General features: G+C 67.8%; 18 protein-coding genes. 8 read left to right on the top strand and 10 right to left on the bottom strand.

Annotation, left to right across the window (positions count from 1 at the left end; translation table 11 throughout):
• Window positions 1-145: 145 nt before the first annotated feature.
• Window positions 146-394, bottom strand: coding sequence for a hypothetical protein (locus AC3DEZ_RS00470; protein WP_488386445.1), 249 nt, complete (start codon window positions 392-394; stop codon window positions 146-148).
• A 64-nt stretch (window positions 395-458) separates the two neighbouring features.
• Window positions 459-1481 carry a chorismate transformation FkbO/Hyg5 family protein gene (locus tag AC3DEZ_RS00465; protein ID WP_488386444.1) on the bottom strand — a complete coding sequence of 341 codons (1023 nt, stop codon included), beginning with the start codon at window positions 1479-1481 and terminating at the stop codon, window positions 459-461.
• 131 nt (window positions 1482-1612) lie between these two features.
• On the opposite strand from AC3DEZ_RS00465, the gene AC3DEZ_RS00460 reads away from it, so the two are divergent.
• The 3 genes from AC3DEZ_RS00460 to AC3DEZ_RS00450 all read left to right on the top strand — a co-directional run bounded on the left by AC3DEZ_RS00460 (window position 1613) and on the right by AC3DEZ_RS00450 (window position 4830).
• A complete protein-coding gene (locus AC3DEZ_RS00460; RefSeq protein WP_488386443.1) occupies window positions 1613-2062 on the top strand; it encodes a hypothetical protein in 450 nt (149 codons plus the stop codon).
• Between the two features lie 9 nt (window positions 2063-2071).
• Window positions 2072-2773, top strand: a complete 702-nt coding sequence (locus AC3DEZ_RS00455; protein WP_488386442.1) for a penicillin-insensitive murein endopeptidase — start codon at window positions 2072-2074, stop codon at window positions 2771-2773.
• A 320-nt stretch (window positions 2774-3093) separates the two neighbouring features.
• On the top strand, window positions 3094-4830 hold the full coding sequence (locus AC3DEZ_RS00450) for a hypothetical protein (protein WP_488386441.1): 1737 nt from the start codon (window positions 3094-3096) through the stop codon (window positions 4828-4830).
• A gap of 18 nt (window positions 4831-4848) precedes the next feature.
• On the opposite strand, the gene AC3DEZ_RS00445 is transcribed toward AC3DEZ_RS00450, so the two are convergent.
• From AC3DEZ_RS00445 to AC3DEZ_RS00435, 3 genes are all read right to left on the bottom strand, one after another.
• Window positions 4849-5295, bottom strand: coding sequence for a cytochrome c oxidase assembly factor Coa1 family protein (locus AC3DEZ_RS00445; protein ID WP_488386440.1), 447 nt, complete (start codon window positions 5293-5295; stop codon window positions 4849-4851).
• 4 nt (window positions 5296-5299) lie between these two features.
• On the bottom strand, window positions 5300-7477 hold the full coding sequence (locus AC3DEZ_RS00440; RefSeq protein WP_488387024.1) for a S9 family peptidase: 2178 nt from the start codon (window positions 7475-7477) through the stop codon (window positions 5300-5302).
• 74 nt (window positions 7478-7551) lie between these two features.
• Window positions 7552-8253 carry a glutathione binding-like protein gene (locus AC3DEZ_RS00435; protein WP_488386439.1) on the bottom strand — a complete coding sequence of 234 codons (702 nt, stop codon included), beginning with the start codon at window positions 8251-8253 and terminating at the stop codon, window positions 7552-7554.
• 110 nt (window positions 8254-8363) lie between these two features.
• Here AC3DEZ_RS00435 and AC3DEZ_RS00430 point away from each other — a divergent pair, with 110 nt between their 5' ends.
• The 3 genes from AC3DEZ_RS00430 to AC3DEZ_RS00420 all read left to right on the top strand — a co-directional run bounded on the left by AC3DEZ_RS00430 (window position 8364) and on the right by AC3DEZ_RS00420 (window position 11767).
• On the top strand, window positions 8364-9011 hold the full coding sequence (locus AC3DEZ_RS00430) for a TIGR00645 family protein (protein ID WP_488386438.1): 648 nt from the start codon (window positions 8364-8366) through the stop codon (window positions 9009-9011).
• A 48-nt stretch (window positions 9012-9059) separates the two neighbouring features.
• Window positions 9060-11237 carry a DNA helicase II gene (gene uvrD / locus AC3DEZ_RS00425; RefSeq protein WP_488386437.1) on the top strand — a complete coding sequence of 726 codons (2178 nt, stop codon included), beginning with the start codon at window positions 9060-9062 and terminating at the stop codon, window positions 11235-11237.
• Window positions 11238-11320: 83 nt separating this feature from the next.
• Window positions 11321-11767, top strand: coding sequence for a universal stress protein (locus AC3DEZ_RS00420; RefSeq protein ID WP_488386436.1), 447 nt, complete (start codon window positions 11321-11323; stop codon window positions 11765-11767).
• Between the two features lie 247 nt (window positions 11768-12014).
• Here AC3DEZ_RS00420 and AC3DEZ_RS00415 read toward each other — a convergent pair whose 3' ends face one another.
• Entirely contained in the window at window positions 12015-12320 is a 306-nt protein-coding gene (locus tag AC3DEZ_RS00415; protein WP_488386435.1) for a DUF2782 domain-containing protein, read from the bottom strand.
• Window positions 12321-12416: 96 nt separating this feature from the next.
• Here AC3DEZ_RS00415 and polA point away from each other — a divergent pair, with 96 nt between their 5' ends.
• Both polA and AC3DEZ_RS00405 read left to right on the top strand, forming a co-directional pair.
• A complete protein-coding gene (polA, locus tag AC3DEZ_RS00410) occupies window positions 12417-15182 on the top strand; it encodes a DNA polymerase I (RefSeq protein ID WP_488386434.1) in 2766 nt (921 codons plus the stop codon).
• Window positions 15183-15571: 389 nt separating this feature from the next.
• Window positions 15572-16048 carry a DUF421 domain-containing protein gene (locus AC3DEZ_RS00405; RefSeq protein WP_447105180.1) on the top strand — a complete coding sequence of 159 codons (477 nt, stop codon included), beginning with the start codon at window positions 15572-15574 and terminating at the stop codon, window positions 16046-16048.
• Between the two features lie 60 nt (window positions 16049-16108).
• On the opposite strand, the gene hemF is transcribed toward AC3DEZ_RS00405, so the two are convergent.
• The 4 genes from hemF to AC3DEZ_RS00385 form a co-directional block, all read right to left on the bottom strand.
• Window positions 16109-17020, bottom strand: coding sequence for an oxygen-dependent coproporphyrinogen oxidase (gene hemF / locus AC3DEZ_RS00400; protein ID WP_488386433.1), 912 nt, complete (start codon window positions 17018-17020; stop codon window positions 16109-16111).
• A gap of 70 nt (window positions 17021-17090) precedes the next feature.
• Window positions 17091-18641 (bottom strand): hypothetical protein, encoded by a 1551-nt coding sequence (locus AC3DEZ_RS00395; RefSeq protein WP_488386432.1) that lies wholly within the window; start codon window positions 18639-18641, stop codon window positions 17091-17093.
• 64 nt (window positions 18642-18705) lie between these two features.
• Complete coding sequence (locus AC3DEZ_RS00390) at window positions 18706-19245, bottom strand: hypothetical protein (protein WP_488386431.1); 540 nt, start codon at window positions 19243-19245, stop codon at window positions 18706-18708.
• A gap of 6 nt (window positions 19246-19251) precedes the next feature.
• Window positions 19252-21636, bottom strand: a complete 2385-nt coding sequence (locus tag AC3DEZ_RS00385) for a S9 family peptidase (RefSeq protein ID WP_488386430.1) — start codon at window positions 21634-21636, stop codon at window positions 19252-19254.
• Window positions 21637-21695: the final 59 nt, after the last annotated feature.

The following is a 21695-nucleotide window of genomic DNA, read 5'->3' as shown; positions in this document are numbered from 1 at the left end:
GCGCCCACCGGATCGCGACGGCCCGGGTACAAGGACGCAGGGGCGGACGGCGCCGGGCAAATGCAACGGGGGAACCCGGCGGGCGCAGTCTGCGCCGCGCCGCCGGGCGCTTCAATCAATGGCGATTACGTTCCGGACGGACGGATCAGACGATGCCGCCGCCCAGCATCAGGCGGCCGATGGCGACCACGATGACGATGCCGTTGAGGACCAGGCCGGTCTTGGCGCGGCCACGGTTGCCGGCGGAGGTGAACAGGACGCCGGTGGCGGCGATGATCGCGCCCACCGCCGCGAACGGAATCAGGAACCAGTTGCCCCACCCCAGCAGCGGGATCAGGGCCAGCACCATCCAGATCATCGCGACGATGCCCCACAGCAGACTGATCAGACCCATCGATGTCGTCTCCGCGCCGGAAAGGGCCGGCGATGTCCCGAGTATGGGTGCGGCGTGGCGGCGATCAAGCCACCAGGCCGTGCATGCCTTCGATTTCGACCCGCAGCTCGCGCCGGCACACATCGCCAAGCAGCATCAGGTAGGGCACGTCGCCGCCCAGTCGCGCCGCCAGTTGGGCCGCGACGTCTTCGGCGTCTTCGGCGTCGCGCACGTAGACCTTCAGCCGCGCCGAGGCGTCCAGGTGCGCGGGCAGCTGCGGGCGCAGCCCGCGCGCCGCGCCGATCAGGCTGTCCAGGTTGGTCAGGGTCTCGTCCAGCTGCGCCTTCAGCGAATCGGTGTGTTGCGAGGCGTGGCCGACGATGGCGGCGGTGCCGGACAGGAACAGCGGCAACGCCGGCGCCGAGGTCGGCAGCAGCGCGCGGGCGAAGCTCGGGGACTGCGGGCCGTACTCGCGCGGGTAGCGGTAGGCGCTGACCTGGCGCGGATTCTCCAGCGGCGTGCCGGCCACGCGCGCGCTCAACCAATACACCTGCAGCACGCGGCGGCCGTCGCGGCTGCCGACGGCGGTGGCCGCCGGCAGGGTGCCGGTGTCGAACGGCCCCAGCCCGCGCACGCGGCCGACGCAGAACTGGCGATAGCGCTCGTGGTCGCCCTCGCCCAGGATGATCGCGTCGAGGTAGTTCCAGATGCGCAGCAGGTGCGGGTAGCCGCTGGCCTGCCAGAAGTCGGTCAGGCGGCGGTAGACGAGCTCGCCCGCCAGCAGGATGCCGCCTTCGGGTTCCTCCATTTCCAGCACACCGAACTGCAGTTCGCCGTCGCTGGCCCAGTGGACGCCGTCGTCGGTGACACCGGAGGAGACCGCGCCCGCCGAGCGCCAGACTTCCAGGCATGCGGTGCCATGGAGCGGCTGCAGCGGAACGTGCAGGTAGCGGGGGTCGGACACCTGGCCGCGGGTGGGCGCGGCATCGCCGAAACCGAAGATCGCGAGGGTGTCCGGCCGATCCAGCTCGCGGGCCAGCGAAGCGACGGGGACATGGTCGACCGCCAGCCGTGCGGTGCTGGGCCGGAAGTCGGGGACGACGCTCATCTTTCGGTACGGATACGCATGAACAGGCCGTCATGATACCGCGCGGCCCGGGGATCCCGGCGCGCGATGGCGGATATGCCATATTCAGACCCTGCGGCGGATGATCCGGCGCAAACCACGGGAGTCGTGCCATGTCCGTTCGTCTTGCCGCCATGCTGGGGTTGGCCATCCTGCTGACCGGATGCGCCGGAACGTCCAAGGTGATGCTGGGAACGGCGCGCGCGCCGATCGATCCGGCCCAGGTGCAGGTCTACAGCACCCCGCCCCCGGGTTCGGTGGAAATCGCGCAGCTGGAATCCACCAGCGCGGTCGGTTTCGGCACCCAGGGCCAGACCGATGCCGCGGTCGCCCGGCTCAAGCGCGAGGCCGCGGCGCTGGGCGCCAACGGCGTGGTCCTGATGGGCGTGGGTTCCAGCGGCTCGCCGGTCGGCATGTCGGTGGGCGCCGGCAGTTATGGGCGCCACAGTGGCGGCGGCGTCGGCATCGGCATTCCGACCACCCAGAAACGCGCGGCGGGCGTGGCGATCTACGTGCCGCCGGGCGCGGTGCCGCCGCCGGCGGCCGTTCCGCCCACGCGCTAGGACGCCCGCTTGCGCCTGCCAGGAAGGCTGGCGGTGCTGGCCGGACTGGCCACACTGGTCGTCGCATCCGCCGGCCTCGCCGCCGACAGCGCCTGTTTCGGCACGCCCGGCCAAGGCCGCCTGGAGAACGCGGCGCGTATTCCGCTGTCGGGCGCCAACTTCCAGCCCTACAGTGATCTGGGCGTCCGCCTCGGACGAACCCATGCGCATTCGCGCGTGGTCAGGGTCGTCACCAACGCCTATGGCGCATTGGAAAAATCGATGCCCGGTCGCGTGTTCGTCTACGGCGAATCGGGCTGGGCGCAGGGCGGGCCCCTTCGTCCGCACCGCACCCACCAGAACGGACTGGCGGTGGATTTCATGGTGCCGGTGCTCGACGAATCCGGCCGGTCGGTGCCGCTGCCCACGCGCGTGGGCAACAAATTCGGCTATGGCATCGAGTTCGATCGCCAGGGTCGCCACGGCCCGTATCGCATCGACTACGAAGCCATTGCCGAACACCTGTTCGCGGTGCATGCCGCCGCCCGCCGCGAAGGCATCGCGGTGGATCGGGTCATCTTCGATCCGGCGTTGATTCCGGCCCTGTACCGCACCCGCCGCGGCGACTTCATCCGCCGGCAGGTGCGTTTCATGCCGGGGCAGGCCTGGGTCCGGCACGACGAGCATTACCACATCGACTTCGGGATGGTCTGTCGACCGCTGTCCGATTGAGCCACGCCAGCAGTCGGAAGGTTCCGATGTTCCCGGCTGGGCTTCGAACCTAGAATTGCCGTCCGGCCAGGGAGAGATGATCGCGGATCGGACAATGTCTCGGCGCGGGCGGCTGGCAACGTTTCCAGAGCAGCATTCCGTGACCGACACGCTGTTCTTCGCAATCCAATCGCATTCATGGGGAACAAGATGTACATCCTGGAAATCTGGGCTGGCCCGGTTCCGGATCACTTTGCCGAAAGCAGGATGGTCCTCAGGGCTGCAGCACCTCTGGAAGCCAGCCAGCACGACAATGGTTGCCGGAAGTGAGGTGGCGAAGGGTGCGTGCGGGAGCGACGGGCAAGTGCGGCAAGGCGGCGGCGATCACCCGCGCCTTGCTGGGGTGGGGCTTCGCGATATCCGTGTTCGCCGTTTCGGCGGGCGAGCGCGACCTGCACGACGGCGGTATGGCGCAGGTGTCTGAGCGTGCGACTGGCGCAGGCCCCGTCGCGGAGATCGCGCGGTTGGAGCGCTTGGACGACGCGCGGGCGGTGGCCGACGCAAGGGGCAACGTCACGCTGGCCTGGGTCGAGGGCCCGACCGTGCGCGCCGCTCGCCGTGATGTCGCGCGCGGTGCCTGGAGCGATGCGGTTCGCATCGGCCCGGAACCCACGGCGCGCGGGCAGCTTTCCTTCAACTTGCAGATGGCGCGGGATGCGGCGGGAACGGTGTTTGTGGCCTGGATGCAGGACACTTCGATGGGACGGCATGTCTTCGTTGCGCGTCGCGTCGCGGGGCAAGCGACGTGGACCACGGCACAACGTGTTACCCGCGAAGACAAATCGTTGCAGGCCGGGGTGCATGAATTGGTTCTTCTGGTCGCGCCGGGCGGGGATGCGACGGTGATCTGGTCGGAGATCGTGGACGCGCCGGCTCGCGCGGTGCGGGCTTTGTCCAGCCGTGTCGCGCCCCAGCAGCGCCATGCGCTCCTGGCCGCGCGTTTCGACGCCGCGCGGGAACGCTGGAGCGAGGCGGAGCCCGTGGACCGGCGACGGACGGGATACGGATATGGCGTCAGTACACCGCCCGCCGCGGCCATGGATGGCGATGGCAACGTGACCGTCGCCTGGAACGACCGAGTGGTCGATCGGCCTTTCCTGCTGGCTGCCCGGATCCGCGACGAGTTGAAGACAAGCCGCTTCGACGTCCTGGCCCAGCGCTGGGAGAAGCCGCGAGTCCTCACGCGCTGTGTCAACGAGGTCGCCTGCTCGCCGCGGTTGCGAAGCGATGCCGATGGCACGGCCTGGGCCGCCTGGAGCGAAGTCACGAGACCTCCGCTGGGCCAGGATGTTTTCGTCGCCCACCGTTCCCCGGGGAGCAGACGGTGGTCCGAACCGCAGCGATTGACGGACTGCTGGCAGGACGATTGCGGAGGCGACCTCTACGATCTGGACGTCACGTCATCTGACAGCGTGGCCGTCCTGTGGGCGCGCGCCGACCGCGCCGCGGGCGCGCTGCGCGATCCACAGGGCGCATGGCACCGGGTGCCGGTCACGCCGTGGCCCGCACGCGTATGGTGGCGGGAAGGCGCCGCGCGGTTGTTCGCGCTGGGGGGCGCGGATTTCGACGCGGCGGGGGAATGGAATTCATCACGCGCGCTGGCGCATTACGCGGCGAACGCCGATATGCAGGAAGCGCGGGAATGGCAGGCGGGTGCGGCAGCTCCGATCACCCGGCCGGAGGGACTCGTCCAATACGATGGCTGGCGGATGCGCGCGTTCCATGTCGATGGCATTGGGGCAGTGGTGTCGGCAGGTCGGTTCGCACCGCCCCGCGGACAGCGAAACACGCGCAGTGGCGGGCGCTTCCAGGTGGTGCTGGACCGTTATGACCTGGTGGCCGGGCGCTGGCTGGCTCCCGCTGTCCTGGATGACGTCGAGATACCCGGGAACGCGCTGATCGGATCAGACCCCAGCGGCATGATCCCTTTGGAAACGACGACGCGTGCGGCCCTCATCCTGTGGTGGCACGAGGACGCTGACGGTCTGGTGCTGAAAAGCGCGGACTACCGCTTCTGAGGCGCGTGCCGGTGCGGGTCAGTCCCCGAATTCCCCGGCATCGTCGTCCCCATTCCGCAAATCGATCCGCTGGCCACCCTCGTCCAGGGCCACCACCAGCGTGTCGTATCGCCACTGGCCGGCCTGCTTGCTCGCTTCCACGTACAGCGTGGCCGCGCCGCGGCTGCCCTTGAGCGGAATGGCAAGGTTCGCTTCGCCGGACGCGGCACTGCCATCAATGTTGCCCTGGACGAAATAGCCCGGCGTGATCGGTTCCCCCAGCGCCGCCACCACGGCGGCGTCGGCGCGGGCGCGGGAAAGTCCGGTCTGGTAGGGCTCGGACGATTTCATCATGCCGAACACGAAACTCATGATCGCCAGGATGAACGCGGCGACCAGGGCCATCCCCGTCACCACCAGCGTCGGTACGAACCACTTCCAGTTGCGGCTCCACCAGTTCGGCGGCGGGACGGGGATCTGGTTCATGTCGTCACTCCACGGGCTTCAGGCAACGCTGGAAGAAATCCTCGGTGACCTTCAACCGGTGCAGGTTGTCCTTGCCACGCAGGCCGTGCTTGGCGCCTGGATAGGTCATCAGCTCGAACGGCACCGCGCGTTGCTGCAGGGCGCTCATCAGCTTGGTTGAATTGGTGAACAGCACGTTGTCGTCGGCCATGCCGTGGATCAGCAGCAGCCGCGACTTCAGGCCATCCACATGGGTGAACACCGAACCCTCGCGGTAGCCGTCCACGTTCGACTTCGGCAGATCCATGTAGCGCTCGGTGTAGTGGGTGTCGTACAGGCCCCAGTCGGTGACCGGCGCGCCGGCCACGCCGCAGGTGTAGGCGTCGGAAGCCTTGGCCAGCAGCATCAGGGTCATGTAGCCGCCGTTGGACCAGCCGTACACGCCGATGCGCGACCCGTCCACCCACGGCTGCGACTTCAGGAAATCCACGCCCTTGAGCTGATCGACGACTTCCACCGTGCCCTGCTTGCGGAACAGCGCGTTGCCGAACTTCGCGCCGCGCCGCGGCGTGCCGCGATTGTCCAGCGAGAACACCACGTAGCCATGCTGTGCCAGATACTGATCGAACGTGGGCGCCCAGCTGCGGCTCACGGTCTGGCCGGCCGGGCCGCCATAGACGTACACCACCACCGGATACTTCTTCTTCGGGTCGAAGCCGGTCGGCTTGATCACGCTGTAGTGCAGGGTCTGGCCGTCCTCGGCGGACAGGGTGCCGTACTCGATCGGGCGATGCGCGTCCTTGTACTTGGCATAGGGATGCTGCGGATCCGCCAGATCGTTCTTCACCAGGGCGGTCAGCAGGGTGCCGTCGGCGCGATGCAGTTCCACCTGCGGCGGCGTGGCCGGATTGGACCAGCTGTCGATGTAGACCTCGGCGTTGTCGCTGAAGGCCACGCCGTGCATGCCCTCGGCGCGGGTGACGCGGACGGGCTTGGCGTCGCCGGCCAGGCTGACCGAGTACAGCTGCCGCTCCAGCGGCGAAGCCTCGGTGGCGGTGAAGTAGACCAGGCTCTTGGCCTCGTCCAGCGCGGCCACGTCCTCGACGGTCCAGTCGCCGGAGGTCAGCTGCGCCATCTCCTTGCCGTCCTTGTCGTGCAGGTACAGGTGTTCGAAGCCGCTCTTTTCCGACGACCACAGGATGCGGCCATCCTTGAGGAAGCGCAGGTTGTTGTGCAGCGGAATCCAGGTTCTGCTGGTCTCGGTGATCAGGGTGCGCTGCTTGCCGCTGTCCAGATCCGCTTCGATCAGTTCCAGCGTGCGCTGGTCGCGCGACTGCCGCTGGAAGGTGGGATGGCGCGCGTCGCGCCAGTTCACCCGCGCCAGGTAGATGTCCTTCTCCGCGCCCAGATCCAGCCATTTCGGCGCGCCGCCCTTCGGCGCGATCACGCCCAGCTGGATCAGCACGTTCGGATCGCCGGCGGCCGGATAGCGCTGCTCGATGATGTCGGCGCGATCCGGGTACACCTCGAAGCGCTTCTGGATCGGCACCGGGCTCTCGTCGATGCGGGCGAAGGCGATGGCCGAGTCATCCGGCGCCCACCAGTAACCGGTGTGGCGATCCATTTCCTCGTCGGCGACGAATTCGGCCACGCCGTTGCCGATCGTGTCCGAACCATCGCGGGTCAGCTGGATTTCCTTGCCGCTGGCCAGATCGATCACCCACAGGTTGCGCTCGCGCACGAAGCTGACGAAACCGCCCTTCGGCGACACCTTGGGGTCGGTGGCGAAGCCGCCACCGCGGGTCAGTTTGCGCACCGCGTCGATACCGCTCTTGCCCAGGTCGTACAGGTACAGCTCGCCGCCCAGCGGGAACAGCAGGCGCTGTCCGTCCGGTGAGAACTGGTAATCGACGATGCCCGACAGCGCGGCGATGCGCTGGCGCTCGCGGCGCGCCTTTTCCTCGTCGCTCAGGATCTCGGTCCCGGGCAGCACCAACTTGGAATCCACCAGCATCCGGGTCTGCCCGCTGGCAATGTTGTATTCCCAAAGGTCCAGCTGGAAACGGTTGTCCTGCTTGCCGCGCAGGAAGGTCACCCGCTTGCCGTCCGGCGAGGTCTTGGCCTTCATCAACGACGGACCGGACAGCGAAGCGTCGCCAGCCAGGGCTTCCAGGGTGAGTTTTTCGGCGTGGGCGGCGGGCATGGCGGCAATCTGGCAGGTGGCCGTCAGGCAGGCGGCCAGGAAAAGTCCGGTCAACGGGTGGGCGAGCGCTTTCTTCATGACTTCACGGGTCCTTGGTTGAACAGGTGTTTGCGTTCTTCATCGGTGAGCGGCTGGCCGGCATTGGGATTGACCTGCGTGCGCAGCGCATAGGCGCGCCGGGTGGCGGGGCGTGCGGCGATGCTTTCATGCCAGCGTCTCAGATTCGGGAACGCCTCGAAATCCGGCGGCAGCTTGTCGTAGGCGCGGATCCATGGATGGCTGGCCATATCGGCGATGCCGTACTCCTCGCCGGCGAGATAGGCGCTCTCCGCCAGGCGCTTGTCCATCACGCCATGCAGGCGGGCGACCTCGCGGCCATAGCGTTCGATGGCGTACGGAATCGGCTCCGGCGCGTAGACATTGAAATGGCCCATCTGCCCGGTCATCGGGCCCAGTCCGCCCATCTGCCAGAACAGCCATTCCAGGGCGGCGATGCGGCCGCGCGGCGTCGCCGGCAGGAAGCGGCCGGTCTTCTCGGCCAGGTACAGCAGGATCGCGCCGGACTCGAACACGCTCTGCGGCGCACCGCCGTCGGCCGGCGCGTGATCGACGATCGCCGGCATCTTGTTGTTGGGGGAAATGGCCAGGAAGTCCGGCTTGAACTGATCCCCGGCGCCGATGTTGACCGGCTTGAGGGTGTAGGCAAGCCCGGCTTCTTCCAGGAACAGGGTGATCTTGTGGCCGTTGGGGGTCGGCCAGTAGTACAGATCGATCATCGCGGGGGCCCCGGAGCATGAAAGCGCCGAGTGTAACGCCGCCTGCGGGTTGGCAGCAGGGGATCGGCCCGGTAACCTGCGCCCTTTCCCGAGCATTGCATCCGACGCCCATGTCGCAACAGACCCCCGCGCGCCTTGGTTTCCTGCCGAACCTGATTTTCGCCTCCCGCTGGCTCCAGTTGCCGCTGTACCTCGGGCTGATCGTGGCCCAGGCGGTCTACGTGTTCCTGTTCCTGAAGGAACTCTGGCACCTGATCCATGGCGCCAACACCCTGACCGAGCAGGGCATCATGCTGCTGGTGCTGGGCCTGATCGACGTGGTGATGATCTCCAACCTGCTGGTGATGGTCATCGTCGGCGGCTACGAGACCTTCGTATCGCGACTGCGCCTGCACAATCATCCGGACCAGCCGGAGTGGCTGAGCCACGTCAACGCCAGCGTGCTGAAGGTGAAGCTGGCGATGGCGATCATCGGCATCTCCTCCATCCACCTGCTCAAGACCTTCATCGGCGCGGGCGAGCTGGGCCTGCCGCCGTGTGGTTCGCAGGAACATCTGAACGCGCTCTCCACGGTCGCCACCGCGCTGAAGGCGGGCTACGACCTGGGCGCGGTGAAATGCACGTCCGTCACCTCGGTCGGCGTGATGTGGCAGACCATCATCCACGGCGCGTTCATCCTTTCGGCCATCGGCATCGCCTACACCGACAAGGTGATGAGCAGCATCGCTCCCAAGCGCGAGCACGCCGCCGCCCACTGAGGCGCACTCCGACGGAGCTTCCACCTCGGTGTCCTGTAAAATGCCGCGGTGGATGTCTCTCACCTACTCGATGATCTGAACCCGGCGCAGCGCGAGGCCGTCTCCGCGCCGCCGGGCCATTACCTGGTCCTGGCCGGCGCCGGCTCCGGCAAGACGCGCGTGCTCACCCACCGGATCGCCTGGCTCAACGAAGTCGAAGGCGCGCCGACCCATGGCATCCTGGCGGTGACCTTCACCAACAAGGCCGCCGGCGAGATGCGCGCGCGCGCGGACCTGCAACTGCGCAACGGCAGCCGCGGCATGTGGATCGGCACCTTCCACGGGCTGGCCCACCGCCTGCTGCGCCTGCACTGGCAGGAAGCGAAGCTGCCGGAAACCTTCCAGGTGCTGGACAGTGACGATCAGATCCGCCTGGTCAAGCGGGTGGTACAGCAGCTGGAACTGGACGAGGCACGGTTCCCGCCGCGCCAGATCGCCTGGTGGATCAACGCGCAGAAGGACGAGGGCCGGCGCGCCGAGCATCTGCAGCCGGGCGAGGACATCTGGGCCGACACCCTGCGCCGCGCCTACATGCTGTACCAGGAACGCTGCGATCGCGCGGGCCTGGTCGATTTCGCCGAACTGCTGCTGCGCGCGCACGAGCTGCTGCGCGACAACCCGGCGCTGCTGGCGCACTACCGCCACCGTTTCCGCGAGCTGCTGATCGACGAATTCCAGGACACCAACGCCATCCAGTACGCCTTCGTGCGGGTGCTGGCCGGCGACACCGGCCACGTGTTCGTGGTGGGCGACGACGACCAGGCCATCTACGGCTGGCGCGGCGCCAAGGTCGAGAACGTGCAGCGCTTCCTCAAGGATTTCCCGCAGGCGCGCACCATCCGGCTGGAACAGAACTACCGGTCCAGCGCCAACATCCTCAATGCCGCCAACGCGGTGATCGCACACAATCCTGGCCGCATCGGCAAGCAACTGTGGACCGACAGCGGCGACGGCGAACCGATCGATCTCTACGCGGCCTACAACGAAATCGACGAAGCCCGCTTCGTGGTCGAGCGCATCCGCCAGTGGGTGCGCGACGGCGGCAGCCTCAACGACGCGGCCATCCTCTACCGCAGCAACGCCCAGTCGCGGGCGTTCGAAGAGACCCTGCTGTCGGAACAGGTGCCGTACCGGGTCTACGGCGGCATGCGCTTCTTCGAGCGCGCCGAAATCAAGGACACCCTGGCCTACCTGCGGCTGATGGCCAACCGCGATGACGATGCGGCGTTCGAGCGCGCGGTCAACACGCCCGCGCGCGGGATCGGTGACCGCACCATGGACGAAGTGCGCAGATTGGCCCGCACCGATGCGTTGTCGCTGTGGCAGGCCGCGCGCCGGCTGGCCGGCGGAACGGAGCTGGCGGCGCGCGCGCGCAACGCGCTGGCGGGTTTCCTGTCGCTGGTCGACACGCTGGCCGTCGAAACCGGCGAGCTGCCGCTGCAGGATCGCATCGACCACGCGCTGATGCGTTCGGGCCTGCGCGAGCACTATGCCGCCGAGAGCCGCGGCCAGCTGGATTCGCGTACCGACAACCTGGACGAACTGGTGTCGGTGGCTTCGCGTTTCGTCCGCACCGACGACGAGGACAGCGAAGGCATGACCGATCTGGTCGCCTTCCTCGCCTATGCCGCGCTGGAAGCCGGCGAAGGCCAGGCCCAGGCGGGCGAGGACGGCGTGCAGCTGATGACCCTGCACTCGGCCAAGGGCCTGGAGTTCCCGCTGGTGTTCCTGGCGGGGCTGGAAGAAGGCCTGTTCCCCAGCAACAAATCACTGGACGAGAGCGGCCGGCTGGAAGAGGAACGCAGGCTCGCCTATGTCGGCATCACCCGCGCGCGGCAGAAGCTGGTGCTCAGCTTCGCCGAGGCGCGCCGCCTGCATGGCCAGGACATGTACGGCATTCCCTCTCGGTTCCTGCGCGAGATCCCCACGTCGCTGCTGAACGAGGTGCGTCCGCGCGTGCAGGTATCGCGTCCGGCGGCCAGCTATGGCCCGCGTCGGGATCTGGGCCATGCCGCCGTGGAGTCGCCCACGCTCAAGCTCGGCCAGAACGTCGTGCACGCGAAATTCGGGCGCGGTGTGGTAACTGACTACGAAGGCAGCGGCGCGCATGCGCGCGTGCAGGTCAGTTTCGACGAGGAAGGCAGCAAGTGGCTGGTGCTCGCCTACGCCAATCTGCAGGCGGTGTAGCACCCTTGGATTGATTCCGATCAAGGCATGGCGAGGCGTTCCAGCGTGTAATGGTTCCACCCCATGACGACGGAGGTATCCCCATGTATCAACGCATCCTGATAGCGACCGATGGTTCGGAGCTGGCGATGAAGGGCGTGGAGCAGGGGCTGGTGCTGGCCAGCCAGCTCAAGGCGCAGGTCGCCGTGGCGACCGTCAGCGAACCCATCGTCACCGGGTTCGACGATGCCCTGGGCTGGGGCGCGGCCAACCGCTTCTCCACCGAGTACCAGAAGGCCCAGGACGAAGCGGCGCAGCGGATCTTCGAGGAAGTCACCCGGCGCGCGCAGGCGCATGGCCTGGTAATCACACCGGTGCACATCCGCGACCGCTACGCGGCCGAAGGCGTCATCGAGGCCGCCGCCGAGCAGAAGGCGGATCTGATCGTGATGGCTTCGCACGGTCGGCGTGGCCTTGGCCGCCTGCTGATCGGCAGCCAGACCCATGAAGTGCTGACCCACAGCCACGTGCCGGTGCTGGTGGTGCGCTGATTCTCACCGCGCGGCCTGTGGCCGCGGGCTTTCCGATGCCTCGCGACAGGGATGGGCCTTCTCTCCCCGGTCCCTGCGAGATGGAAGGCTCGCGGCCACAGGCCGCGCACATGAATTCCTTCCCCCGCCTGCGGGGGAAGGTGCCCGAAGGGCGGATGGGGGCACGCGCCGGAACTAGGCGTCTTCTTCCCGTCGCGGGAAGGGCATCACGAACCCGTAAACCGCCATCCGCGACCGAAACCGCGACTCACCAGCCGTAGATCTTCCAGTACACCGGCGACACCGGGCCTTCGCCCTTGCTCTTGTCCAGCCGGCCGTCGCCGTTCTCGTCGATGAGGTAATAGGCCGGACCGCGTGACGGCGTCACCTTGACCATGCGCAGTTGGCCGGCCACGCGGTATTCCTCGATCACGTCGCCATTGGGTTCGGTGCGGACCGCGACCTGCGCGTCGGCGAGATCCACGGCCGGATCGTCCTGGGCACCGCCCATCGATGCGCAGCCCGCCAGCAGCAACACGGCGAGTGCGGCGGGCGCCAACATCATGCGGGACATCGCGGACTCCTGGAGAATGACCGATGCCGGGATTATGCGCCAATCACCGCATCGGTGCCGTGACGCCGCAGCCACGTCGGAGCGTAGAATCGCCGCATGAAACGATTAGTCCTGATCGACGGCTCCAGCTACCTGTTCCGCGCGTTCCACGCGCTGCCGCCCCTCACCAACGCCTCAGGCGAACCGACCGGCGCGCTGTTCGGCGTGGTCAACATGCTGCGCGCCACGCTCAAGGAACGGCCGGACTACGTGGCGTTCGTGCTGGACGCCAGCGGACCGACCTTCCGCGACGCGCTGTACCCCGAGTACAAGGCCAACCGGCCGCCGATGCCGGAGGAACTGCGCGCACAGGTCGAGCCGATGCGCCGGATCGTGCAGGCGTTGGGATTTCCGCTGCTGTGCGTGGACGGCGTGGAGGCCGACGACGTGATCGGCACGCTGGCGCTGCAGGGCGCGGCGCAGGGCCTGGACGTGACGATTTCCACCAGCGACAAGGATTTCGCCCAACTGGTGCGGCCGGGTGTGACGCTGGTCAACACGATGAGCGGCAGCCGGATGGATTCGGCCGAGGCGGTGATGGAGAAGTTCGGCGTGCGGCCGGAGCAGATCGTCGATTTCCTCGCCCTGATGGGCGACACGGTCGACAACGTGCCGGGCGTGGAGAAGTGTGGTCCCAAGACCGCGGCCAAATGGCTGGGCGAGTACGGCACGCTGGATGCGGTGATGGGCGCCGCGGAGGGCATCAAGGGCAAGATCGGCGAGAACCTGCGCGCCGCGTTGCCGCGGCTGCCGTTGAATCGCGATCTGGTCACCATCAAGACCGACGTCGCGCTGGAGGGCGGCCCGGACACGCTGGCCCTGCGCGAGCGCCATGTCGAGGAACTGCGCGAGCTGTACGCGCGCTATGGCTTCAACCAGGCGTTGAAGGAACTGGAGGGCGGCGCCGCGACCGGGGCCGCGCTCCCCGAGAAGGAGCCCGGACGCGCCCGGGGAACCGGCTTCGTGTCCGGATCGGCGCCCGCCGATGCGCCGGTGGACGCGGCGCTGTCCGCCCCCGGGCAGTACGAGGCCGTGCTGACCGAGGCGCAGCTGGACGCCTGGATCGCGCGCCTGGCGGCGGCGACCGAATTCGCCTTCGATACCGAAACCGACAGCCTCGACGCGATGCAGGCCAATCTGGTCGGCCTCAGCTTCGCGGTGGAACCGGGCAAGGCCGCCTACGTGCCGCTGGGCCACACCTACCCGGGCGTGCCCGCGCAGCTGGATCGCGACGCGACCCTGGCGAAGCTGGCGCCGCTGTTCGCCGATCCCGGCCGGCCCAAGCTGGGCCAGCACGGCAAGTACGACCTGCACGTCCTGCGCCGTCACGGCGTCGAGGTACAGGGTTATGCCGACGACACGATGCTGGAGAGTTTCGTGCTCAATTCCGGCAGCAACCGTCACGACATGGACAGCCTGGCGAAGCGTTTCCTCGGCTACGACACCATCAAGTACGAGCAGGTCGCGGGCAAGGGCGCCAAGCAGATCCCGTTCTCGCAGGTCGCGCTGGACGATGCCACCGGCTACGCCGCCGAGGACGCCGACGTGACCCTGCGGTTGCACCGGGTGATGGCGCCGAAGCTGGCGGACGAACCCGGCCTGCTGGGCGTCTACCGCGACATCGAAATGCCGCTGGTGCCGGTGCTGGCCCGGATCGAGGCCAACGGCGTGCGCATCGACGGCGACGAACTGCGCCGGCAGAGCGCGGACCTGTCCAAGCGCATGCTGGCCGCGCAGCAGAAGGCCACCGAACTGGCCGGACGCACTTTCAACCTGGATTCGCCCAAGCAGTTGCAGGCGCTGCTGTTCGATGAACTCAAGCTGCCGGCGGTGCTGAAGACCCCGACCGGCCAGCCCAGCACCAATGAGGAGGCGTTGGAGGCGATCGCCGACCAGCACGAGCTGCCGCGCGTCATCCTGGAGTATCGCGGGCTGGCCAAGCTGCGCAGCACCTACACCGACAAGCTGCCGGAGATGGTCAATCCGGAAACGGGCCGCGTGCATACCAGCTACCACCAGGCCGGCGCCGCCACCGGCCGCCTCTCGTCGACCGACCCGAATCTGCAGAACATCCCGATCCGCACCGAAGACGGCCGCCGCATCCGCAAGGCCTTCGTGGCGCCGCCGGGACGCAGGCTGATCGCCTGCGACTATTCGCAGATCGAGCTGCGGATCATGGCGCACCTGTCGGAGGATCCCGGCCTGGTGCGGGCATTCGAGTCCGGCGCCGATATCCACAAGGCGACCGCGGCCGAAGTGTTCGGCCGGCGACTGGAGGACGTCAGCTCCAACGAGCGCCGCGCGGCCAAGGCGATCAACTTCGGCCTGATGTACGGCATGAGCGCGTTCGGACTGGCGCGCCAGCTGGGCATCGGCCGGGGCGAGGCCCAGGACTACATCGCGCTGTACTTCAGCCGTTACCCGGGCGTGCGCGACTTCATGGAGCGTACCCGCCAGCAGGCGCGCGAACACGGCTACGTGGAGACCGTGTTCGGCCGTCGCCTGTATCTGGAGTACATCAACAAGGGCACCCAGGGGCAGCGTGCCGGCGCCGAACGGGCCGCGATCAACGCACCGATGCAGGGCACCGCGGCGGACATCATCAAGCGGGCGATGATCGCGGTGGACGGCTGGCTGGCCGATCACCGCGAGCGCGCGCTGATGATCCTGCAGGTGCACGATGAACTGGTGTTCGAGGCCGATGCCGATTTCGTGCCCACGCTGGTGGCCGAGGCCGGTGCGCGGATGTCGTCGGCGGCGCAACTCATCGTTCCGCTGGTGGTCGACAGCGGCGTCGGCGACGACTGGGATCAGGCGCATTGACATCGATTTGGACGTCCAAATCGGGAAACCCGTTGGGAACCAGAAACTTGCGCCGCGGATGTCGAAAAAGGGTGCGATTTCAATTTCTGAACTAGTCAGTTCAATAAAATGAATGCGACCTTAATTCCACGGATTCTTAACGGTAATCTTCACGAACCATCCATGTGGGAAATGGTCAGATAACTCGCGACAGATGCAACGTCTGTCGCGGATCTCTCCCATCCCCTGGAGCGATCTCCCCGGAACGGCGACCCCTCCCCAGGTCCCGTTCCCCTGGCCCCGATGACCCCCCCCTGGTCTTCGGGGCTTTTTATTTGCGGGCTCCCCGCGCGAAGCGGGCGCGCTAACGTGTCGCCATCCCGAACGGAGCGGCGAACATGGATTCCTTCCTGCATCAAACCTTCAACCTGTCGATGCCCTGGTGGGGCTTCATCGCCCGCGCGGTGATCGTCTACTTCGCGCTGCTGGTGATGATCCGGGTATCGGGCAAGCGCACGATGGGCCAGTTCACGTCGTTCGACATGCTGCTGGTGGTGCTGCTGGGCAACGCGGTGCAGAACGCGCTGCTGGGCGAGGACGCGTCGGTGGGCGGCGGCCTGCTGCTGGCGGGCACACTGATGGCGATCAACTGGCTGGTGGGGCTGGGCTCGGCGCGCAACCGCCGGTTCGAGGCGCTGGTGGAAGGCTCGCCGGTGCTGCTGGCGCGCGAGGGCAAGGTCTACAAGGACGTCCTGCGGCGCGAGCTGATCAGCCGCGAGGATTTCGACAAGGCGATGCGCGAGGCGGGCATTGATGCGATCGACGAGATCCATCTGGCGGTGCTAGAAACCAACGGACACATCACGCTGGTGACGCGACATGCGTGATGGCCGCCCCGCGTCGGCTTCCCCGGAGACATCCGCAGGGAAACCGCGAAGCTCCCGGCCTCAGGCCAGTTCGTTCAGCCAGTCGCGCGGGCGCAGGTAGTCCTGCAGGCGCTGCTCCGCGCTGCCGGCTTCGGGCCGGTAGCCGTATTCCCAGCGGACATGGGGCGGCAGGCTCATCAGGATCGATTCGGCGCGGCCGCCGCTCTGCAGGCCGAACAGGGTGCCGCGGTCGTAGACCAGGTTGAATTCCACGTAGCGGCCGCGGCGATACAGCTGGAACTCTCGCTCGCGCTCGCCATGCGGCATGTCCTTGCGGCGTTCGACGATGGGGAGGTAGGCATCGAGGAAGCCGTCGCCCACCGCGCGCAGGTAGGCGAAATCGCGATCGAAATCCTGTCCCAGATCGTCAAAGAACAGGCCGCCGACGCCACGGGTCTCGCTGCGGTGCTTCAGGAAGAAATACTCGTCGCACCAGTGCTTGTGCGCGTCGTAGCGCGCCTGCCCGCCAAAGGGCTCGCACAAGTCGCGCGCGGTGCGGTGCCAGTGCAACACATCCTCGTCGAACGGATAGAACGGGGTCAGGTCGAATCCGCCGCCGAACCACCATGCCACCGCCTGCCCATCGCGCTCTGCGCGGAAGTGGCGAACGTTGGCGTGGGTGGTCGGCAGAAAGGGATTGCGCGGATGGAACACCAGCGAAACGCCGACCGCGCGCCACGACGCGCCGGCCAGTTCGGGACGGTGCGCCGAGGCGGACGGCGGCAGCTTGCTGCCGGAGACATCCGAAAACCCGATGCCGGCCTGTTCGAACACGCCGCCGCCGCGCAGCACGCGGGTGCGGCCGCCACCGCCCTCCGGCCGGCTCCAGAGATCCTCCTGGAAGCGGGCCTGCCCGTCGGCCGCCTCGATGGCGGCGCAGATGCGGTCCTGCAGGTCGGTGAGATAGTCGCGGACGGGCATGATGTCGTTCATGCCCGCCATTCTAACGGCGAGGCGCCATCGCCGCCGCTCCAGGGAACGGCGCGACGGCGCCGGCCGATCGTCAGGGCGCCGTTTCGTCTTCTTCCGGCGCGTCTTCGCCGGCTTCCTGCTCCAGTTCGCGGAGCGCGTCCTGCAGCGCGCGGCCGACGCCCATCTGTTCCCAGTTGGAGGTTTCCAGCACGTCGCAGGCGACGTGGCGCTCATCCTTGGCGCACAGGCCCCGCATCGATTCGATGACGGACTCGTCGCCGGTTTCCGCATGGGCCCGGGTCAGGTTCTCGCAACCCACACGCACGCCCGCCGCGCAGATCCGCAGGTAGTGCGGCTGCGCGGCGGCCCAGTTGCCGGCCAAGGCCTGCACATGTCCCAGCGCGTTGCAGCCCTGCAGTTTGCCGGCCTTGCAGCAGGCATCGGCGCCGCCGGGCTGACTGATGGTGGGGCAGTCCTCGACCAGCGGATGCTCGACGAACTGGCGCGGCGGGGCACAGCGATCCGCACCGCCCTCGCCACGCCGGTAGACCGCGTAGCGGTTCCAGCTGTCCAGTCCGAGCAGGCGGTCACCGCCAATCACCTTGAACACGAAATCGCCGCCCTTGTCATGGCGGATGCGGATCAGCCCGTTCTCCAGACGCGCGCGCATGATGCTGCCGAAGCCGCCTTCGACCCGGCCGGCGTCGCCAAAGCCGAGCTCGGACATCAGCCCACTCTCCGCCGCGTAGTCGCCGCAGGGCAGCGCGACGGGCGCGGCGGCGATCAGATCGGCGGCGGTCAATGCCGCCAACGGTGTCGCCTTGCCGCAGGCTTCCTTGTCCTGTCCGCGCTCGCAGGCGACGGAAAGTGCGCTGCGCGCGTCGAGGTAACGCCCGCCACTCCACAGCTTCTCTGCGGCTTCACCGCAGACCTTGGCCGAGCCACCGCGCTGGCAGAGTGCGAGGCTGCGGTCCAGGTGCGCCGCCGAAAGCGGTACATCGTCCGCGTACATACCCTTGAACGCATCGGCGAACGCGCGGGTGAGCGCCTGCTTGGCCTTTTCCTCGCAGGCGGTTGCGGAGTAGGCCGGGTCGCCTTCGATGCATTCCGGCGGTGGCGATTCCGACGCGGTGTCGTCACCCGCCTGTCCGTCGGCGGTGTCCTGGAAACCCTCGATCAGCGCGACACAGGCGAACGCCAGGCCTTCCTGTTCGCACCAGCGCGTCAGGGTTGTCTCGTCGGCGTCGAGCCTGGCGTCGAAGCAGCCCGCCAGATCCGCGCGGCAGCTTCCGGCGGGCGCCGGTGGCGGCGACGCGCACCGCGCGGGTTCCGCCAGCGTGTACACCTCGCTCATTTCGGTACGCAACACCCGATCACCGGACTCCGGCATCCAGGTCTCGCTGTAGGCGCTTGCCAGATCGAAGACGGTGATCCCGCCGTCGGCCCGGGTGTGATGGGCCAGCGGACGCGGCGCCTGGTAGTCGGTGTACTCGGTCGCGGTCGAAGCGCTGTCGATGCGGAGTTCGCGACTGCCGTCGGCGCTGCGGTAAACACCGCACGCGGGTGCCGCGACCGCGAGGAGCGGCAGGCTGACAAGGAAGGCGCAGGCGGCGCGCAGGGCCAGCGTCCGTGCAAATGACATGTAGACACACTCGTTTCGGGGGGAAATGCACGCCAGTATATCGACGGCATCCCGCCCCGATGTGTCAGCGGAACTCCGCGCGCACCCCGGGCGTGCACAGTTTCCATGCGATGGCGCCGTGCAGAAGCGCCATCGCCAGCGCACCGCCATACATCAGCGCGCGCATCGCGGCCTGCATGTTCGCCAGCAGGGGATCGACATCGGCGGGCTCCATGCCGGCCTGGAGGGTCAGATCGGCGAGGAGCCGATCGAAAGCGAACGCGCCGGCGAATGCGAGCAGCGCGCCAGCGGCCAGCAGGACGATGAAACCGAACCGTCCCCATTCCCGTCGTTGCAGCAGCCCCCAGGAGGCCACCGCCCACAGCGCCGAAGACATTACGGACAGCAGCAACAACAGGCCGATGTGATCGAACATCCACGGCAGCGGCGGCGGCAATGCCACGCCGGAGGCGCCGGCGGCAAAGGTGTCCAGCAGGCTCCGATCCACCGGAGCCGCCAGCAGCATCGCGCCCTGCAGGATGCCGGTCACCACGCCCAGCAGCGCCAGCCCCAGCGAGAGCCAGGCCATGATCGTGACGAACTGCGAGCGGGTCACCGGCGGCATGGGCGGTTACTTCAGGTTGTTCTCGAACAGCTTGAGCACGCGCTTGTACTCGTCCAGCCACGAGTCGGCACGGGTGAAGCCGTGGCGCTCCAGCGGATACGGGGCGAGTTCCCAGTTGTCCTTGTGCAGTTCGATCAGCTTCTGGGTCAGCACCACGGAGTCGCGGAAGAACACGTTGTCGTCGATCATGCCGTGCGCGATCAGCAGGTGGTCCTGCAGACCGGCGGCGTATTCGATCGGCGAGGACGCGCGATAGGCCTGCGGATCCAGCTCGGGCGTGTTGAGGATGCTGGCGGTGTACTCGTGGTTGTACTGGGTCCAGTCGACCACCGGCCGCAGCGCGGCGCCGGCCTTGAACACGCCCGGTTTGCGGAACAGCGCCATGAAGGTCATGAAACCGCCATAGGAACCGCCATAGATGCCGGCGCGATCGCGATCGCCCTGGCGGGTCTCGACCAGCCAGTCCAGCCCGTCCAGGTAGTCCTCCAGTTCCGGATGGCCCATGTTGCGGTAGATCGCCGTGCGCCAGTCGCGGCCATAGCCTTCACTGGCGCGGTAATCGAGATCCAGCACGATGTAGCCACGCTGCACCAGCAGGTTGTGGAACATCTGTTCGCGGAAGTAAGTGGGATAGCGATGGTGCACGTTCTGCAGATAGCCGGCGCCGTGCACGAACATCACGATCGGATAGCGCTTGCCGGGTTCCATCACCTTGGGACCGTAGTACTTGCCCCATACCTTGCCTGCGCCGTGCTTCGACGGCACCTGCACGATTTCCGGCTGGATCCATTCGCGGGCCTTGAACGCCGGGGTGCGGGTATCGGTGAGCGCGGTCGGCGTGCCGCCGGCCGCGTCGAGCACCGACAGTTGGGTGGGAACGTAGGCGCTGGAATGCGCCACCAGCAGGCGGCGGTCGTCCGGCGACAGCGCGAAGCGTTCCACGCCGTCCAGCGCGGTGACCTCGGTGACCGCGTCACTGGCCAGATCGAGCCGGCACACTTCGTAGTCGCCGGGCGCGGTCCGGTTGCACAGGAAGAAGAAACCGCGGCCGTCGGCGGTGGGTACCGGCGAGGTCGCTTCCCAGTCGCCACGGGTGCGCTGGCGTGGCTTGCCGTCGCCCTGCACGGTGTACAGGTGCGAATGGCCGGACTGCTCGGACAGCAGCCAGAGGCTGCCATCGGGCAGCCAGCCGAACTCGTTGTTGTTCCAGTTGATCCAGGCCGGATCGGTCAGCCGGTGGCGCGGCTGCAGGCGCGCGTTGGCGAGATCCACCGTGGCGATCCAGCGATCCTTGTTGTCGATGGAATGCATCTGCACGGCGACCTGGCGGCCATCGTCGCTCCACGCGATCGCGGCGGTGGATTCGCTTTCCACCCGCACCGGGCGATTGCCCTTCAGCGGATCCTTGCCCGCCACCTTGCGCAGGGCCGCCATCGGATCCTCGGCGATGCCGGGCAGCGCGTCGTAGCCGAGCGGGCGAACCGTGCCCGCCGCCACATCCACCAGCCACAGCGACTGCGGCACCGGATCGTTGCGTCCCACGCGGGTGCGCACATTCTGGAATTCCTCGTAGCCGGACTCGGTGACATACATCGGCATCTTGCCTTCCTGGCCTTCGTCCGCGCCCTTGGCCTGGGTCACCACCACCATCCAGCGGCCATCCGGCGACATCGCGCTGTCGGCGATGGCGACATCGGCGCCCAGGTAGACCGGGCCCGGCGCGCGGCTGCCGTCGGCCTTGCGCCAGGTGGCTTCCTGCTGGCGCGCCGCCTCGCGCTGGGCGCGATCCCGCGCCAGTGTTTCCAGCGTGCGCAGTTGCTGTTCGCGCAAGGCGTCGGCCTTGGGCGCGGCGGCCGGATCCTTTTCCGCGCGCAGGACCGCGGCCTGGGAAACGCCGGCCTGCGGCGACCAGCGGTACCAGTCGTTGCCGTCGCGCCAGATCACGCCACCGTCGCTGGCGAAGCGCGCCTGCGCTTCGGTGTCGTTGCTGCGGGTGATCTGGGTCAGCGCGCCGCTGCGCAGATCGCGCAGGAACACATCGCCGTTGCGGACGAACACCATGCGCTGGCCGGGCGCGTCGATCTGCGGGTTGGGCGCATCCAGTCCGCCGCGTTCGGCGTCGCCGACCCGTTCGGCCGCGGCGCCGCCACCGGCGGCCTGCGCGTAGGTGTCGCGGACCAGGCTGCCGGGGCGCTTGAGTTCGTACTGCACATGCCGGCCATCCCAGGACCACCACGCGCGTTCGACCGACGGACCGATCCAGTCCGGATCCGCCATCACCTGTTCGATGGTCAACGGCGTGGTCTTGTCCGCGGCGAGCTCCTGCGCGGCGAGGGTCCCGGCAAGGGACAACGACAGGGGCAGCAGCAGGGCAGGCAGAACGTGGCGCATGGGATTTCCGTTAGGCCGGTGTGAAAGGCGCAAGCGTAGCAGCCGGCGATGTCCGCATC

The sequence above is a fragment of the Pseudoxanthomonas sp. 134C1 genome, from assembly GCF_057773065.1.
Note: the sequence above shows the minus strand (reverse complement) of the source record. Positions and strands in the feature narration are given on the sequence as shown.

What these genes read in the sequence shown, in the direction of transcription:
- AC3DEZ_RS00470 (WP_488386445.1), bottom strand. Translation starts at nt 394, where the DNA reads ATGGGTCTGATCAGTCTGCTGTGGGGCATCGTCGCGATGATCTGGATG.
- AC3DEZ_RS00415 (WP_488386435.1), bottom strand. Translation starts at nt 12,320, where the DNA reads ATGTCCCGCATGATGTTGGCGCCCGCCGCACTCGCCGTGTTGCTGCTG.
- AC3DEZ_RS00435 (WP_488386439.1), bottom strand. Translation starts at nt 8,253, where the DNA reads ATGATCGATCTGTACTACTGGCCGACCCCCAACGGCCACAAGATCACC.
- AC3DEZ_RS00395 (WP_488386432.1), bottom strand. Translation starts at nt 18,641, where the DNA reads ATGTCATTTGCACGGACGCTGGCCCTGCGCGCCGCCTGCGCCTTCCTT.
- AC3DEZ_RS00430 (WP_488386438.1), top strand. Translation starts at nt 8,364, where the DNA reads ATGTCGCAACAGACCCCCGCGCGCCTTGGTTTCCTGCCGAACCTGATT.
- AC3DEZ_RS00460 (WP_488386443.1), top strand. Translation starts at nt 1,613, where the DNA reads ATGTCCGTTCGTCTTGCCGCCATGCTGGGGTTGGCCATCCTGCTGACC.
- AC3DEZ_RS00440 (WP_488387024.1), bottom strand. Translation starts at nt 7,477, where the DNA reads ATGCCCGCCGCCCACGCCGAAAAACTCACCCTGGAAGCCCTGGCTGGC.
- AC3DEZ_RS00385 (WP_488386430.1), bottom strand. Translation starts at nt 21,636, where the DNA reads ATGCGCCACGTTCTGCCTGCCCTGCTGCTGCCCCTGTCGTTGTCCCTT.
- polA (WP_488386434.1), top strand. Translation starts at nt 12,417, where the DNA reads ATGAAACGATTAGTCCTGATCGACGGCTCCAGCTACCTGTTCCGCGCG.
- AC3DEZ_RS00465 (WP_488386444.1), bottom strand. Translation starts at nt 1,481, where the DNA reads ATGAGCGTCGTCCCCGACTTCCGGCCCAGCACCGCACGGCTGGCGGTC.
- AC3DEZ_RS00445 (WP_488386440.1), bottom strand. Translation starts at nt 5,295, where the DNA reads ATGAACCAGATCCCCGTCCCGCCGCCGAACTGGTGGAGCCGCAACTGG.
- hemF (WP_488386433.1), bottom strand. Translation starts at nt 17,020, where the DNA reads ATGAACGACATCATGCCCGTCCGCGACTATCTCACCGACCTGCAGGAC.
- AC3DEZ_RS00390 (WP_488386431.1), bottom strand. Translation starts at nt 19,245, where the DNA reads ATGCCGCCGGTGACCCGCTCGCAGTTCGTCACGATCATGGCCTGGCTC.
- AC3DEZ_RS00420 (WP_488386436.1), top strand. Translation starts at nt 11,321, where the DNA reads ATGTATCAACGCATCCTGATAGCGACCGATGGTTCGGAGCTGGCGATG.